Genomic DNA, 14,311 nt, shown 5'->3' with positions numbered 1-14,311 from the left:
AAACTCGGCGCGGAGGTCCGATGGGCAAGGCGGCTTGTGGTGTGATCTACGGGATTCGTCTCCGCGCTGAGTTTGATTATCGCTATATAGGGCTGACGACAAAGTCGGAGCATGTGCGGCTCCGTCAGCATTTCAAGGCTGCCAGCGCAGGTCGAAAGACCCCGTTCTATGACTGGCTGCGCAAGCAGGATTGCGATGATGTGATCGCGGATGTCCTGGATTGGGTATACGGCCTCAAGAAGCTCGGCCGGGCCGAGATCGATTGGATCGCGTATCTTCGGAAGGAAGGCCAGCCATTACTCAACCTCGCTGATGGCGGACTCGGACCTGTTGGTGTGGACTGGACTGCGGAAATGCGGGAGGCTGCGCGGATCCGGTCGACCGGCCGTCCGGGTTCGAGCCGGTTCGGCGAAGAGAATCCGTTTCACGGGCGTACGCACTCGCCTGCACAGCGAATGAAATGGTCGGCCGAACGCAAAGGCTCATACCAAGGGGAAGCCAATCCCAAATTTGGAAAGTTCGGGCCAGAGCACCCCGGATTCGGCCATTTGATGTCGGAGGAATCGCGTCGGCGTCTTTCGGAGATGAGGACCGGCGCGGGAAACCCGAACTACGGACGGACGGCCAGCGCGGAGACTCGGGCAAAAATGTCCGCTGTGCGCAAGGGGTGGCCCATGCCATCAAGCACGCGTAATGCGCACACGCGCTACCACACGAACAAGGGCATGGTCAAACAGTCTTGCGCGTACTGCGTCGAGGACCTGACGAAACGGAACGATCCCATACCTGGAGCCGATAGCTGAACCTGCCCTTTCGAGTTATGGGGCACTGTCGAAGAGGTCGAAGCAGGACCAGCCGCCGCGGAACCACTGGCCGATCAGCTGCCAGGTCGACGGGTAGGTGCCGTCGGGGTGACGCAGTCGGAGTCCGTATGAGCACTTGCCGATCGTCGTCCGGGTGAGCCGTTGGACGATCGTGCGGTGCAGGAAGGACGCGCCGAGCCAGGCGAGGATGCCGTACAGAACGGCCGTCGTGCCGGATGCGATGTACCAGGCGGTGGCGCCGATCGCGGCGTGCAATGCCATATCGATGAGGAACGCGGGTATCACGCCGGTCTCGTCGCCGCTGGAAGTGCTTCCGGTGAGCGGGAATTCGTCCGTCGGGCGCCGACGTGTCTCGGGAGCGATGCGCGACGGCTGCGCGTCGGCGCCACGGGCGTATCCGCTGTTCCTCGCCGCGTGCCGGGGCGGTGCTGCGTTGCTCATGGGGCTCAGCGTGGTCGACACCGCTTAACAAGTACCCGCTGCCGACCTTGTCGACCTGTTCACCGGGTCTCTTGCGGCGGGGCCTCGCATGAATTATGGTCGATATGACTAATAGTGAGGGTGGGAGATGGACCTGCTGGATCTGGTTGCCGCACTGCAGCAGCCGTTGTTCACGGTGCTCGGGACGGCCGTGAGTTGGACCGAGGTGCTCGGGTTCGGCAGTGGGGCGCTGTGTGTGTGGTTGGTCGCTCGCCAGCACATCGCGAACTGGCCGATCGGCATCGCCAACAATGTGTTCTTCATTCTGTTGTTCACCCAGGCGGGGCTTTTCGCCGACGCGGGGTTGCAGGTGGTGTTCATCGCGCTGGCCGGGTACGGGTGGTGGACGTGGGTGCACGGGTCCTCGCGCACCGAGCCGCTGCCGGTGCGTCGGACGACGCGGGTCGAATGGCTGTGGCTCGCGGCGTTCGGAGTACTCGGTACCGCCGCGATCACCGTGCTGCTCGACACGGCCACCGAGTCCACCGTGCCGTTCTGGGACGCGCTCACCACCGCGCTGTCGCTGATGGCGACCTACGGGCAGTGCCGTAAACGGCTGGAGTCGTGGTGGTTGTGGATCGCGGCCGACCTCGTCTACATCCCGCTGTATGCCTACAAGGGGCTGTACCTGACGGCGCTGTTGTACCTCGGATTCCTCGCGCTGTGCGTTCGTGGGTTGATCGCTTGGCGTCGTGATGTGGTCGAGGCCCCGGTGGCGGTCGCGGCATGACGCGGTATGGGCACGGGCTGGTTCTCGGCAAGTTCTATCCGCCGCACGCGGGTCATCACCACCTGGTTCGTACCGCCGCCGCCCGCTGTGAGCGGCTGACCGTGCTGGTCTGCGCGTCGTCGGTGGAGTCGATGCCGCTCGCCGACCGCGTGGCCTGGATGCGCGAAATGCATTCTGATCCAGCAATTTCCGTCGTCGGCGCCGTTGACGACGTGCCGATGGACATCACCGACTCCGCCATCTGGGACGCCCACATGGCGGTGTTCTTCGCCGCTGTCGCAGACCCCGTCGACGCGGTCTTCACCTCGGAGGCTTACGGCGACGAGCTGGGCCGTCGCTTCGGCGCCGACGCGATCTGCGTCGACCCGAGGCGACTGCGCCACCCGATCTCGGCGACCGAGATCCGCCGAAATCCCCTCGCGCACTGGGACTTCCTGTCCCCGCCGGTTCGCGCCGCGATGACCAAGCGGGTGGTGGTGCTCGGTGCGGAATCGACCGGAACCACGACCGTCTCGCACGCGCTCGCCGCGCACTACGGCGCCCGCTACGTCCCCGAGTACGGCCGCGAATACAGCGAACGAAAGCTGGCCGCACTCGGTCCCGGCGGGCACTGGTCCGATATCGACTTCACCTCGCCGGAATTCCCGCTGATCGCCGCGCACCAGCAGGCGGGCGAGGATCGCGCGGCCCGCGACACCGGCCCGGTACTCGTCTGCGATACCGATGCCTTCGCCACGACCATCTGGCACGAGCGCTATCTCGGCTACGCCCATCCCAGCATGGTCGCCGAGCGCCGCCAGCACCTGTGGCTGCTCACCGACCATGTCGGCGTCGCGTTCGAAGACGACGGTGTGCGCGACGGCGAGCACCTGCGGCCGTGGATGACCGAGCGTTTCCGCACCGAACTCACCCGCACCGGCCGACGATTCACGATGCTGACCGGTCCACCCGAACAGCGCCTCGCCACCGCCGTGGCCGCTGTCGACGCGCTGCTGGCCGAAGGCTGGGACATCGCGGACCCGCTGCCGGAGCGCGCCACAAACGAACGGGCGTGCACCTAGGACGCAGACCGAGCGCACCGTGCGAGTTCGTCACAGCATCGGGGGCGGGGTTGTGGTGATCGGCCCAGGCTTGGCGAACGACGGCTCGGGGCGGCCGCGAACCTTGTTACCGTGGCCGCGTTTTGCGATGCACGGTGAGAGGGAACACGGATGAAGCGCGCGCTCATGGCGGTGGCGACCGGGGGATTGGCGTTGGCGGCGCTCGTCGGATGTTCCAGCGACGGGCAGGAGTCATCGGCAACGACAGCGTTGTTCGAACCGTGCGCCGGAGTAACCGCGGACGCTCTACACAAGGCCGGCGTCGACCCCGCGACGAAAGTCGCTGCCGGCGCGGTGGCTGCAGGCTGGCAGACCTGCGAGTGGACCGGCAGCACCGCCTACCTGCGAGTGTTCTCCACCTCGCGAACCCTCGGGGAATTCGAATCCGAATCGGGCGAAACAGCTTTCGCCGACTACACCGTCGCAGGCCGCACGGGCCGTCGCCTCGGTGGCGCTCCCACTTCCGGCTCCTGCGACGTCCTCTTCTCCGCTGATCAGGGCGTAATCCGCATGGTCGTAGTGAACAACCCCGCCCACCAGGGCGACGACGCCTGCGCGACTCTGCGCCAGATGGGTGAGTCGATCGTCCCGAACTTTCCCGCCTGAACCAGCGGGAAGTCGGGTCACCGGGTCGCTCATCACGCCAATGCCGGGATCACCTCGCGTTCGAAGAGTTCGATGCCGGAGGTGTCGTAGGCGGCTTCGGGGAAGTTGACGATGGTGTAGGCGAGGCCCAGATCCTTGACCTTCGTGAGGCGTTCGACGATCTGCTCCGGGGTGCCGACGGCCGCGCTGGTGGCGAACTGTTCGTGCACACGGGCTTTGGCCACATCGGCGCCGAGGAAGGGAGTGAAGCGATCGACGATCGTCGAGAGGCGTTCCTGCACTTCGGTTTCGGTGGTACCGACGATGGCGTTGAAGTTCGAGCTGCGGGTGATGGCGGAGAAATCGGTGCCGACCTCTTCGCAGTGCTGGCGCAGGATGTCGGACTTGCGGGCGAATTCGTCGGGGTCGCCGCTGAAGTTGGTGTAGTCGGCGTATTTCGCGGCGATGCGCAGGGTCTTCTTCTCGCCGCCACCGGCGATCCAGATCGGGATGCCGTTCTCCTGCAACGGTCGTGGGTGCACGATGGCGTCATCGACCTCGTAGTACTTGCCGTTCAACGTTGCCCGGCCGGTCTGCCACGCCTGGCGGAAGATCTGCACGCCTTCGTCGAGGCGGCCTAGTCGCTCACCGGCAGAGGGGAAGCCGTAACCGTAAGCGCGCCACTCGTGTTCGTACCAGCCGCCGCCGATGCCCATTTCCACCCGGCCGCCCGAGATGAGGTCGACGGTCGCGGCTACCTTGGCGAGGTAGGCGGGGTTGCGGTAGCTCATGGCAGTACACATCTGCCCCAGCCGCACGCGCGAGGTGGTGGCCGCGAACGCCGCCATCAACGACCACGCCTCATGGGTGGCCTCGTCGGTGGGAACGGGCGTGGTGTGGAAGTGGTCGTAGACCCAGATCGACTCCCAGTCGGTGCCGGTGTCGAACCGCTGGGCCAACTCGCGCATCACCGACCACTGGTCGGCCGGTTCTATACCGACCAGATCCAGCCGCCAGCCCTGGGGAACGAAGATGCCGAAGCGCACAGGTTTTCTCCTGGATTGAGTAGAACTCGAGCGGCGCCACACGCCGCGGGTGTCGAGAACCACTGTTCCACTTCTGCGCGCTCAGGCAACTATTGTGCGCGCACCGCGCTGAACCCTGGACCGGCCGTTATGCACCGAAAATCATTTGGCACGCGGCGCTGACCCGGGCATGCTGGCAGCTGTATGAACAATATTTCCCCACCCCGCCTCGGCGTCGACTTCGGCCGAGTGATCCAAGGGGCCGCGCTCACACCGGGCGCCGCGGACACCGTATTCCTCTCGGGCGGCTTCGACGAAGCGATGCGTACTCCGCCGAGTCGTGACGCGTTCGAAGTACTCGATCGGCTGGTCACCCGCTTCGACGGCAATGTCTGGGTGATCTCGAAGTGTGGTCCGCGGATCGAGCAACGTACCCGGCAATGGCTCGACCATCACGACTTCGCCGCTCGCACCGGAATACCCCGAGAACACTTGCGCTTCTGTAGAACTCGCGCCGACAAGGCCCCGCATTGCGCCGAACTCGGCATCACGCACATGATCGACGACCGGCTCGATGTGCACACGATCCTGCGCGATCTGGTGCCCCGGCGGTACCTGTTCGGCGCGCAGGCCGGGCCGGTCCCGGACTGGGTGACCCACACGCCCGACTGGCCCGCGGTCGAACGTGCGATCGGTGCGGATCTCGCGGGTCAGGCGCTCGGGTCACCGTAGGAGGCGGCGATGTCCTTGCTGCTCGGCCAGCGGCTGTAGGTGGGCGACTGCGGCCAGCCTTCGGGGCTGTCCTGCCATTCCTCCTGGCGGCCGTAGGGGAGTGCGTCGATGAGTCCGAAGCTGTAGGCGAGTTGTTCGGTGCCACGGCCGTCGGTGTGCCAGCTGCGGTAGACGGTGTCGCCGTCGCGCAGGAAGGTGTTCACGGCGAAGCCCGCGTCGGGGCCGGCGCCCATGTCGGCGCCGAACGGACTGTCGGCGGTCGAATACCAGGTCATCGCGTTGCCGACGCGCTTCTTGTAGGTGAGCACCTCGTCCATCGGCCCCTGGGTCACGATGACGAAGCGCGCGTCGTAGCCGTCGAGGAAATCCAGTCGTGCGTACTGCGCGGTGAGGCCGGTGCAGCCGGGGCACTGCCAGGTGTTCCCCGGCGTCCACATGTGGTGATAGGTGATCAGCTGCGAGTGTCCGTCGAAGACCTCGGCGAGTGAGACATCGCTGCCGTCTTCGGCTGTCAGTGTGTAGTCGGGCAGCCGGACGGCGGGCATGCGGCGGCGCTGGGCGGCGACGGCGTCGAGTTCGCGCGTCGCCGCCTTCTCCCGAATCCTGAGCTGGTCGAGTTCGGCCTGCCAGGCGTCGTGATCGACGATGGTGGGCAATGCTGTCATGATGGGCCACCCTTCGATGTGTACGGCGTGCACATTTGATATGTTCACACCGTATACTTCATCGAAAGGGAGTTCAAGGGTTGGCCTATCACCACGGTGACCTCGCGGCGGCATTGGTCGAGGCCGGGCTGGAGCTCACCCGGTCCGGCGGTCCCGACGCGCTGACGATCCGCGAAGTCACCCGCCGGGTCGGCGTCACGCCGAATGCCGCCTACCGGCATTTTCCCGACCGGCAAGCGCTGCTGCGCGCCGTCTCGGCCGCGATCGAGTCCAGGATGGCCGAGGGTATGGAGCGCAGTCCGGCGGCGCCGCGTGCGAGTCTGCGCGCGGTCGGGCTCCGCTATATCGGCTTCGCGCTGCTCGAACCGGGCTGGTTCACGGTCGCGTTCTTCGGCGCCGGTGACATCTCGCCGGAGTCGGTGGTCGACTCGCCCGCCTACCTCGCCCTCGCCGACGCGCTCGACATGATGGTGCACGTCGGCGACCTCGCTCCCGTGGCGCGCCCCGGCGCGACCTGGAGTTGCTGGTCCACCGTGCACGGATTCGCGGAACTGGCGTTGCGCGGGCCGTTGCGACACCTGGACCGCGCCGAGCTGTGGCCGCTCGCCGAACAGGCCGTCGACACCGTCATCGCGGGACTGCCGCGGGCAATGTGATCGGTGTCACTGTGACCAGTGGTACGCAAGCTGAAGGTGAAACAAGTGGGGCCCGCATGTAGTCTCGTGGGTGGAAGGGTGTGCCCGTGTGGGTACTCCAAGGCGATTCGCGGAGAGATCACCCGCGGCGACTGCGAGGAGGTGGGGTTGCTATGCGCAACGAACCTCCCAGTCGAAGGCCGCGCGGCGTCGCCCCTTCGTCCTTGCACCACACATCCTGACCTGTTCGGTCCGGTCTGTGCGTGTCGGCCTCGGCGGTGGACGCCCCGCGGTGTGCACCACCGTCACTCGTTCCACTTCTCGCACATCCTGTAGCTGTGCCGCAGGCGTGTGCGCTGTCACGCCAGAGGACTCGATCATGTCGAACGTCGATCTCGTTACCGCCCGTCATGTACCCGCCGAAACCGTTGTGCCCGAAGTGATTTCGCCGCGCCGCAGGGCCGTCGAAGACCATGCGGTCACCGAGGCGCTCGAAATCCTGTCCGAGTCGGTGCGCGACATCGTCGCGACCCACCGGGTCTGTCACGGCCTCGACTGGCTCGACAACCGTCCGCCGCACGTCATCGCCGACGCGCTGGCGCGCATGGACGCCGTGCAGGCCGGTGTCGTGTTCCGGTTGCTCGACAAGGAGCGCGCGCTCAGTGTGTTCGAGGAGCTCGAGCCGGTCGACCAGCAGCAGATCCTGCAGGGACTGCGCGAGAAGAGCTTTCGCGATCTCGTCGAGGCGATGGACCCCGACGACCGCGCCCGCATGCTGCACGAAGCGCCCGCCAAGGTCGCCAAGAAGGTCCTCGCCGGACTGAGTCCGCGCGAGCGCCGGATGACGGCCACGCTGCTCGGCTATCCCGAGGGCTCGGTCGGGCTGTACATGACGCCGGAAGTCGTTGCGCTGCCGGATAATCTGACCGTCGCGCAGGCGCTGGGTTGTGTGCGTGCCAAGGGCGGCAACGCCGAGACGGTGTACACGCTGCCCGTGGTCGATCGCGGCCGTCGTCTCACCGGCATCGTCGAACTGCGCGAGCTGGTGCTGCACTCCCCGGACGCGATGGTGTCCGAACTCGTCGTCACCGAGCCGCCGTTCGTGCGGGCCACCGATGCCGCGGAGAAGGCCGCCCGGCTGATGAGTTCCACCAACCTCATCAACCTGGTGGTCGTCGACAGCGAGGATCGAGTGGTCGGGCTGCTCACCATCGACGACGCGATGGAGGTGCTCGAGGCCGCCGACAGCGAGGACGTCGCCAAGCAGGCCGGTTCGGCGCCGTGGGAAGGCCATTACATGGCCGCCAAGGTGTTCCAGCTGGCGCGCTACCGGGCGCTGTGGCTGACGCTGCTGCTGTTCGCGGCCACGCTGACCGTGAGCGTCACCGACATGTTCGCCTCGACCCTCGAACAGGCCGCGAGTCTGGCGCTGTTCATCCCGTTGTTGATCGGGGCGGGCGGCAATGCCGGTGCGCAAGCGGCGACGGCGTGCGTGCGCGCGCTGGCGGTCGGCGAGGTGCGCGTCTCGGATCTGTTCAAGGTGATCTGGCGCGAATGCCGGGTCGGGCTGGTGCTCGGCACCATGCTGGCCGCGGCGGGCCTGCTGATCGGCACGGTGTTCGTCGGGCCGAAGATCGCCATCGTCGTGGCCATCACCCTGGTGGTGATCTGCGGCTGGGCGGCGACCATCGGCGGCACGATGCCGTTGCTGGCCAAGAAGTTCCGGATCGACCCCGCGGTGGTGTCCGCGCCGATGGTGACCACGCTGGTCGATGCGACCGGGCTGATCATCTACTTCACCACCGCGAAGCTGGTGCTGGGAATCTAGCGCTGCGGGAAGAGCGTGAGCGTCTGCGCCATGACGTCCTTGGCGACGTCGTCGGTGGCGGCGACCACCTCGACAACCGGAATACGCCTGCCGAACGCGGTGGATTCGGCGGGCAGTTCCGGGCCGACAGCCGCGGTGTAGATCGGGATCGAGCTGTCGTACACCGAGACCGAGCGGTGCACCGTGCGGCCGTCGATTCGGTCCTCGGTGCTGTTGGCGGCCAGATATTCGGGCACGCGGTACTCGTAGCTCACGGTGATCTTCTCGCCGCGATAATTGAACAGGCACTGGGTGAGTCGCAGTTCGTCGTCCGGGACGGCGCCGGCCAGTTTGCCCCGGACCGTGCACGGATCGGCGCCGAGCAGCACGGTCGGTGCGGTGTCGGGGGAGGTGCCCTGCGGCGGTGATTGCCGCCAGCGGTCGACCATGCCTGGCATCAGTTCGTCGGCGACGATGCAGGGGTTCTTGCCCGGGGTGGAAAGGCCGAGGTAGAAGGCCGCGCTGGACGGGAACTGGGCGGTCGCGCCGCAGGCGCGTGGTTCGCCGGTCTCGCGGTCGGGAACCGTGCGGACGGTCGCCCCGCCTATCTGCCTCATGATGCCTCGGCCGCTCGTGGACACACTGCTCAGCAGGGTGGCGTGCCAGGTCAGGGTCGAGCCCTCACCGGCTTTGTCGCTGCCGAGAAGGGCCCGGCACGAATCCAATCCGACGGTCACGCTCTTGACCTCGCCGAGCTTCGCCAGGACGTCACGCGGTAGCAGCGCGCAGACGTCGACCTGGCGGGTCGCCTGGGCTACCTCGGCGCGCTGGTTCGGATCCTGAGGAACCTTCGACCAGAACTCGGGGGGCTGGGCGGGAATCACCGGTGCGGGCAGCGGCGGCAGTTCCCCGTAGTCGGGGGGTTTGCCCGCGTCGTCACTCCCACATGCGGCGCACACGAGCAACGCGGCAGCGGCCAGCGCCATCCTGCGATACATCGGCACCCCTGTCCTCGACAGATCCGGGCCCGGACTCGCGCCCGACCACCGAGTCTGCCCGCGACGGCAACATTCGTGCAAACATCGTGCCGGGTCGTTCTCAGAACGTTGTCGTCAGCGCACCAGCGGCAGGGTTTCGCGCATGACCTTCTCCGCGATCGCCGAATGGGCCGTGACCGAAACCGTCGGCACGCGCCGACCGAGCAGCGCGTCGGTCGGCCCTGGCGCGAGGCCGGGGCCGACGACGGCCGACAGCGACGCCATGTCGGCCTGGGCCGTGTCGAATCGGTACACCTGGCGGGAACCCACGGTGAAGGCCGGGGTGTCGTCGATGATCGAGCGTTCCTCGTTGTAGTCGTAGGTGACGATCGCATCGCGCCCGTCGACAGTCAATTTGCAGGTGGTGACACCCTGATCGGCCACCGGCACCCGGACACCGAGCAGCGGCGCGACCGCGCACGGATCGGCCCCGGTGACCACCGCCCGGTCCGAATCCGGCGAGGTACCCTGCGCGGGCTCCTTGCGCCACTCGGTCAACGCGATCCGCACCAGCGTCCTCGCCGACGTGCAAGCGTCCTGCGGCGCCCGCACGCTGAACGACAGATCGGCCCCCGCCACGAACCGCGCCCACGCCTGGCAAGCCCCGCGCACCTGTGGATCAGCCGACGCCGCCGGCTCGTCGTTGAACTGCACCCGCACGTCCCCCATGGACTCCTCGTCGACCGGCCCGTCCATGCTCGGCTCACCCTCGAACATCACCCCGGTACTCCAGGTCGCGTCGATGCCGGTGAGGTGACCCGGTACGGAGATGCTGAGTCGGCACTGATTCGGATGCACGTTCTCGATATCGCGCACGGTGCCGAGGGCGCCCAGCGCCGCGCGGGGGAGCAGGGCGCACACATCGATCGCCCTGACCTTGCGCAGTGTCGCGAGCCTCTCCTGATCGGAAACCGCTGCGGTGGACCAGAAACCACCCTTGGGCATGGTGTCCGGTGCGGGTTCGCTCCCGCAGGCGACCATCGTCAGCACTGCGGCGGAGAGCAGGATGAGGTGTCGCACAGGGGTTCTCCTTGTCCAGTCCACGCAATCGCATCGGAAATCCCCCTCGCGCTCGCGCGAGACAGTTCCCGCTCCTACAGACCCGCTTCGAATGCCAGTGTGCCGGAATTGGCGCCCCGCACCCGCACCGGGCCCGGGCGTGCCGGGCAGTGGCGACGCTCACCGGCGAAGTGGGAGTCGGCACACATGTGGCGAATCACTGGCGATGCGATGGTGGTGAGATCGCGATCGTGCCGCACAATGGGGGCCGCGTGTGTGGTGTGGGTGTTCGGCCGGTCGGGTCGAGTTCTCCGCGCCGCAACACAAGCTGTAGTGCTCCCCGAGGTTGTCACCCACTACGAGTAGTGTTCGTGGGTGAAGGGCTTCGCGCACGGCGGCGGGTGCGGGTCAACAGGTCTGGCGGAAAGGTGTGGAGGCGGAATGAAGCTCATCGATCGGGCGTCGGCCATCAATTGGAATCGGGTGCCCGATGAGAAGGATGCCGAGGTCTGGGATCGGCTGACCGGCAACTTCTGGTTGCCCGAGAAGGTCCCGGTGTCCAACGATATCCCGTCCTGGAACACCCTCACCCCGGACGAGAAGCAGCTCACCATGCGGGTCTTCACCGGCCTGACGCTGCTCGACACCATCCAGGGCACCGTCGGCGCGGTCTCGCTGATCCCCGACGCGATCACCCCGCACGAGCAGGCGGTGTACACCAACATCGCGTTCATGGAGTCGGTGCACGCCAAGAGCTACAGCTCGATCTTCTCCACCCTGTGCTCCACCAAGGAGATCGACGAGGCGTTCCGCTGGTCGGAGGAGAACCGCAACCTGCAGCGCAAGGCCGAGATCGTCCTGGGCTACTACAACGGTGACGACCCGCTCAAGCGCAAGGTCGCCTCCACGCTGCTGGAGAGCTTCCTGTTCTACTCCGGCTTCTACCTGCCGATGCACTGGTCCTCGCGGGCCAAGCTCACCAACACCGCCGACATGATCCGCCTGATCATTCGCGACGAGGCCGTGCACGGGTACTACATCGGATACAAGTACCAGAAGGGCCTGGAGCTGGTCTCCCAGGCCGAGCGCGACGAGCTGAAGAACTACACCTTCGAGCTGCTCTTCGAGCTCTACGACAACGAGGTCGACTACACCCAGGACCTCTACGACGAGGTCGGCCTCACCGAGGACGTCAAGAAGTTCCTGCGCTACAACGCCAACAAGGCGCTGATGAACCTCGGCTACGAGGGCCTGTTCCCGAAGGACGAGTGCGAGGTGAACCCGGCCATCCTGTCGGCGCTGTCGCCCAACGCCGACGAGAACCACGACTTCTTCTCCGGCTCGGGCTCGAGCTACGTCATCGGCAAGGCGATCAACACCGAGGACGAGGACTGGGAGTTCTGAGCGAACTCGACTGGAACGGCGGCGGAGCGTTATCCGCCGCCGTTCTGCTGTTCCGGGGTGGTCGCGCGGGTGAATCGCGCGGCGAGCAGGCGCAGGTGCTCGACCAGTTCGGGGCCGTGTTCGATCTCGAAATCGGTGTCGAGGGCGCCGAGCAGGAAGGTCAGGCCGCGCGGGTTGTCGGCGCCGATCTCCAGGCGGCAGGCGTCGGCGTCGATCGGTTCGACGGTGCCGTAGGTGGCCGCGGAGCGGGCCGGTTCGGAGTCGGCGGGCACGTGTAGTCGCACAACGGCGCGGTAGGGCCACAGCTGGGCGACACCGTTCGCCACGTGCGCCGCGGCGTCGCCACCCGGGATCTCGCGCGGCGAAAAGCGTGGGCCCACGGGAATTCTGGGCTGCATCCGGTCCACGCGGAATGTGCGCCAGTCGTCGCGGTCGATATCCCAGGCGACGAGATACCAGCGCGGGCCCCAGGTGACGAGTTCGTGCGGTTCGGTCTCGCGACGGGATTCGCGCCCACCGCTGCGATAGTCGAATCGCAGGCGTTGACGGTCGCGGCACGCGGCCGCGATGGCGGACAACACCGCCGGATCGACATCGACGCGGGCCCGGCCGGGGGTCTGGACGGTCGAGACCTGCATGGCGTGCACGCGATGCCGCAACCGGGCAGGCAGCACCTGCTCGAGTTTGACCAGGGCGCTGAGCGCGGTCTCGCCGATACCGCTCACCCCGCTGATCGAGGCCGTGCGCAGGGCGATCGCCATCGCGACGGCTTCCTCGTCGTCGAGTTGCAACGGCGGCAGCTGCGCGCCCGCCTCGAGGTGGTAGCCGCCGTCGATGCCCTTCACCGCGCGCACCGGGTAGTCCAGCGCGCGCAGTTTGTCGACATCGCGGCGCACCGTGCGGGTGCTGACCTCCAGGCGCTCGGCGAGCTCGTCGCCGGACCATTCGCGCCGGGTTTGCAGCAGTGCGAGCAGCCGAAGTAGCCGCGCCGAAGTTTCTTTCACGAATTCGACTCTGCCAGTTCTATAGGACAGAAGGTGTCCGCTTGTGCTCATAGTGTTGTTCTTATGAGCAACGAGATCACCCCGTTCCAGATCGAGATCCCGCAGTCCGAGCTGGACTACCTCCAGGCCCGGCTGACCGACGCCCGCTGGCCCGCCGAGCAGCCGGGCGCCGAGTGGAGTCGCGGGGTGCCGGTCGCGTATCTGCGCGAGTTGGCCGAATACTGGCGGACCTCCTACGACTGGCGCGTCGCAGAGGCGGAGCTGAACAAGTTCGCGCAGTTCACCACCGAGATCGACGGCCAGCGCATCCACTTCCTGCACGTCCGATCGGCGAATCCCGATGCCACGCCGCTGATCCTGACGCACGGCTGGCCGGGTTCGGTCGTCGAGTTCCTCGATGTGATCGGCCCGCTCACCGACCCCGCGGCCTACGGCGGTGATCCGGCCGACGCCTTCCACCTGGTGATTCCGTCGCTGCCCGGCTTCGGCTTCTCCGGACCGGTCACCGAGGAGGGCTGGGATCCGGCCCGCATCGGCAAGGCCTGGGTCGAGTTGATGAGCAGGCTCGGCTACGACAGCTACGGTGCGCAGGGCGGTGACTGGGGTGCGTTCGTCACGCCCGAAGTGGGACGCGCGGGCGGCGACAAAGTGATCGGCGTGCACATCAACGCCGCGACCTTCGGGTACATCCCGTTCGGCCCGGTCTCCGACGAGGAGAAGGCGACGATGACCGCGCCCGAACTGGCCCGGCTCGATCGCCTCGCGCAGTTCAAGAGCGAGGGCAACGGCTACTTCCGGATCCAGGCGTCCCGCCCGCAGACCGTGGCCTACGGCCTGCACGATTCCCCGATCGGCCAGCTCGCGTGGATCGTGGAGAAGTTCAAGGAGTGGACGTTCCCTGCCGCCGGCCTGCCGGAGGACGCTGTGGATCGGGATCGGCTCCTGACCAACGTAATGCTCTACTGGCTCACCGGCACCGCGGGTTCGTCGGCCGCGCTGTACTACGAGGCCACCCACGTCCGCTCCTGGGAGACCACGCCGCTCACCACGCCCACCGGCGTCGCGGTCTTCGCCGAGGACATCGCGATCCGGCGCTACGCCTCCGCGGACACCGACATCGTGCACTGGTCGGAGTTCGACCGGGGTGGCCACTTCGCGGCGATGGAAGTGCCGGACCTGCTGGTCGACGACATCCGCGCGTTCTTCCGCGGACTGCGCTAGTCAGAGATCCCAGGGCGCCCGCGGCGACGGGTCGGCGCGGTTTCTCGGCGGAGCGGGCGGCGC

The 14,311-nt window shown here is 66.9% G+C and carries 15 protein-coding genes; 9 read left to right on the top strand and 6 right to left on the bottom strand.

The genetic code is table 11. From position 1 onward, the window contains the following. Positions 1-20 precede the first annotated feature (20 nt). Positions 21-803: an NUMOD3 domain-containing DNA-binding protein gene (locus OHS03_RS20830; RefSeq protein ID WP_328656380.1), complete on the top strand. Its 783-nt coding sequence runs from the start codon at positions 21-23 to the stop codon at positions 801-803. A 15-nt stretch (positions 804-818) separates the two neighbouring features. On the opposite strand, the gene OHS03_RS20825 is transcribed toward OHS03_RS20830, so the two are convergent. Next, the gene (locus OHS03_RS20825) at positions 819-1,265 is read right to left on the bottom strand and encodes an RDD family protein (protein ID WP_328656379.1); all 447 of its coding nucleotides are present in this window, start codon (positions 1,263-1,265) and stop codon (positions 819-821) included. A gap of 127 nt (positions 1,266-1,392) precedes the next feature. Here OHS03_RS20825 and pnuC point away from each other — a divergent pair, with 127 nt between their 5' ends. From pnuC to OHS03_RS20810, 3 genes are all read left to right on the top strand, one after another. Then, positions 1,393-2,034 carry a nicotinamide riboside transporter PnuC gene (gene pnuC / locus OHS03_RS20820; RefSeq protein ID WP_328656377.1) on the top strand — a complete coding sequence of 214 codons (642 nt, stop codon included), beginning with the start codon at positions 1,393-1,395 and terminating at the stop codon, positions 2,032-2,034. Further along, on the top strand, positions 2,031-3,095 hold the full coding sequence (locus tag OHS03_RS20815) for an AAA family ATPase (protein WP_328656375.1): 1,065 nt from the start codon (positions 2,031-2,033) through the stop codon (positions 3,093-3,095). Before pnuC ends, OHS03_RS20815 begins: the two co-directional genes overlap by 4 nt. Before the next feature lie 150 nt (positions 3,096-3,245). Next, positions 3,246-3,740 carry a DUF3558 family protein gene (locus tag OHS03_RS20810; RefSeq protein ID WP_328656374.1) on the top strand — a complete coding sequence of 165 codons (495 nt, stop codon included), beginning with the start codon at positions 3,246-3,248 and terminating at the stop codon, positions 3,738-3,740. Positions 3,741-3,772: 32 nt separating this feature from the next. Here OHS03_RS20810 and OHS03_RS20805 read toward each other — a convergent pair whose 3' ends face one another. Next, on the bottom strand, positions 3,773-4,765 hold the full coding sequence (locus tag OHS03_RS20805) for an LLM class F420-dependent oxidoreductase (RefSeq protein ID WP_301902488.1): 993 nt from the start codon (positions 4,763-4,765) through the stop codon (positions 3,773-3,775). Between the two features lie 183 nt (positions 4,766-4,948). Between OHS03_RS20805 and OHS03_RS20800 the strand changes: the two genes are divergently transcribed. Then, positions 4,949-5,476 carry a hypothetical protein gene (locus OHS03_RS20800; protein WP_328656372.1) on the top strand — a complete coding sequence of 176 codons (528 nt, stop codon included), beginning with the start codon at positions 4,949-4,951 and terminating at the stop codon, positions 5,474-5,476. Here OHS03_RS20800 and OHS03_RS20795 read toward each other — a convergent pair. After that, positions 5,455-6,141 (bottom strand): DUF899 family protein, encoded by a 687-nt coding sequence (locus OHS03_RS20795; RefSeq protein WP_328656371.1) that lies wholly within the window; start codon positions 6,139-6,141, stop codon positions 5,455-5,457. The genes OHS03_RS20800 and OHS03_RS20795 overlap by 22 nt on opposite strands. 80 nt (positions 6,142-6,221) lie before the next feature. On the opposite strand from OHS03_RS20795, the gene OHS03_RS20790 reads away from it, so the two are divergent. Both OHS03_RS20790 and mgtE read left to right on the top strand, forming a co-directional pair. Further along, positions 6,222-6,797 (top strand): TetR/AcrR family transcriptional regulator, encoded by a 576-nt coding sequence (locus OHS03_RS20790; RefSeq protein ID WP_328656368.1) that lies wholly within the window; start codon positions 6,222-6,224, stop codon positions 6,795-6,797. 358 nt (positions 6,798-7,155) lie between these two features. Further along, the gene (gene mgtE, locus OHS03_RS20785; RefSeq protein ID WP_328656366.1) at positions 7,156-8,604 is read left to right on the top strand and encodes a magnesium transporter; all 1,449 of its coding nucleotides are present in this window, start codon (positions 7,156-7,158) and stop codon (positions 8,602-8,604) included. Here the strand turns inward: mgtE and OHS03_RS20780 are convergent. Together OHS03_RS20780 and OHS03_RS20775 are read right to left on the bottom strand one after the other, a co-directional pair. Continuing rightward, positions 8,601-9,581 carry a peptidase gene (locus OHS03_RS20780; RefSeq protein WP_328656364.1) on the bottom strand — a complete coding sequence of 327 codons (981 nt, stop codon included), beginning with the start codon at positions 9,579-9,581 and terminating at the stop codon, positions 8,601-8,603. The genes mgtE and OHS03_RS20780 overlap by 4 nt on opposite strands. A 114-nt stretch (positions 9,582-9,695) precedes the next feature. Continuing rightward, complete coding sequence (locus tag OHS03_RS20775; RefSeq protein WP_328656362.1) at positions 9,696-10,640, bottom strand: hypothetical protein; 945 nt, start codon at positions 10,638-10,640, stop codon at positions 9,696-9,698. A gap of 420 nt (positions 10,641-11,060) precedes the next feature. Between OHS03_RS20775 and nrdF the strand changes: the two genes are divergently transcribed. Beyond that, positions 11,061-12,023 carry a class 1b ribonucleoside-diphosphate reductase subunit beta gene (gene nrdF, locus OHS03_RS20770; protein WP_056812336.1) on the top strand — a complete coding sequence of 321 codons (963 nt, stop codon included), beginning with the start codon at positions 11,061-11,063 and terminating at the stop codon, positions 12,021-12,023. 29 nt (positions 12,024-12,052) lie between these two features. Here nrdF and OHS03_RS20765 read toward each other — a convergent pair whose 3' ends face one another. Then, positions 12,053-13,027, bottom strand: a complete 975-nt coding sequence (locus tag OHS03_RS20765; protein ID WP_328656359.1) for a helix-turn-helix transcriptional regulator — start codon at positions 13,025-13,027, stop codon at positions 12,053-12,055. A gap of 63 nt (positions 13,028-13,090) precedes the next feature. On the opposite strand from OHS03_RS20765, the gene OHS03_RS20760 reads away from it, so the two are divergent. After that, positions 13,091-14,248 carry an epoxide hydrolase family protein gene (locus tag OHS03_RS20760; protein WP_328656358.1) on the top strand — a complete coding sequence of 386 codons (1,158 nt, stop codon included), beginning with the start codon at positions 13,091-13,093 and terminating at the stop codon, positions 14,246-14,248. Positions 14,249-14,311: the final 63 nt, after the last annotated feature.

It is taken from the genome of Nocardia salmonicida (genome assembly GCF_036142455.1).
Lineage (GTDB): Bacteria > Actinomycetota > Actinomycetes > Mycobacteriales > Mycobacteriaceae > Nocardia > Nocardia salmonicida.
This window is presented reverse-complemented; position numbering and strand designations above follow the sequence as displayed.

Bases quoted from the DNA above. Each gene is read 5' to 3' on its own strand.
- OHS03_RS20830 (WP_328656380.1), top strand. From the start codon at position 21: ATGGGCAAGGCGGCTTGTGGTGTGATCTACGGGATTCGTCTCCGCGCT.
- OHS03_RS20825 (WP_328656379.1), bottom strand. From the start codon at position 1,265: ATGAGCAACGCAGCACCGCCCCGGCACGCGGCGAGGAACAGCGGATAC.
- pnuC (WP_328656377.1), top strand. From the start codon at position 1,393: ATGGACCTGCTGGATCTGGTTGCCGCACTGCAGCAGCCGTTGTTCACG.
- OHS03_RS20815 (WP_328656375.1), top strand. From the start codon at position 2,031: ATGACGCGGTATGGGCACGGGCTGGTTCTCGGCAAGTTCTATCCGCCG.
- OHS03_RS20810 (WP_328656374.1), top strand. From the start codon at position 3,246: ATGAAGCGCGCGCTCATGGCGGTGGCGACCGGGGGATTGGCGTTGGCG.
- OHS03_RS20800 (WP_328656372.1), top strand. From the start codon at position 4,949: ATGAACAATATTTCCCCACCCCGCCTCGGCGTCGACTTCGGCCGAGTG.
- OHS03_RS20795 (WP_328656371.1), bottom strand. From the start codon at position 6,141: ATGACAGCATTGCCCACCATCGTCGATCACGACGCCTGGCAGGCCGAA.
- mgtE (WP_328656366.1), top strand. From the start codon at position 7,156: ATGTCGAACGTCGATCTCGTTACCGCCCGTCATGTACCCGCCGAAACC.
- OHS03_RS20780 (WP_328656364.1), bottom strand. From the start codon at position 9,581: ATGTATCGCAGGATGGCGCTGGCCGCTGCCGCGTTGCTCGTGTGCGCC.
- nrdF (WP_056812336.1), top strand. From the start codon at position 11,061: ATGAAGCTCATCGATCGGGCGTCGGCCATCAATTGGAATCGGGTGCCC.
- OHS03_RS20760 (WP_328656358.1), top strand. From the start codon at position 13,091: ATGAGCAACGAGATCACCCCGTTCCAGATCGAGATCCCGCAGTCCGAG.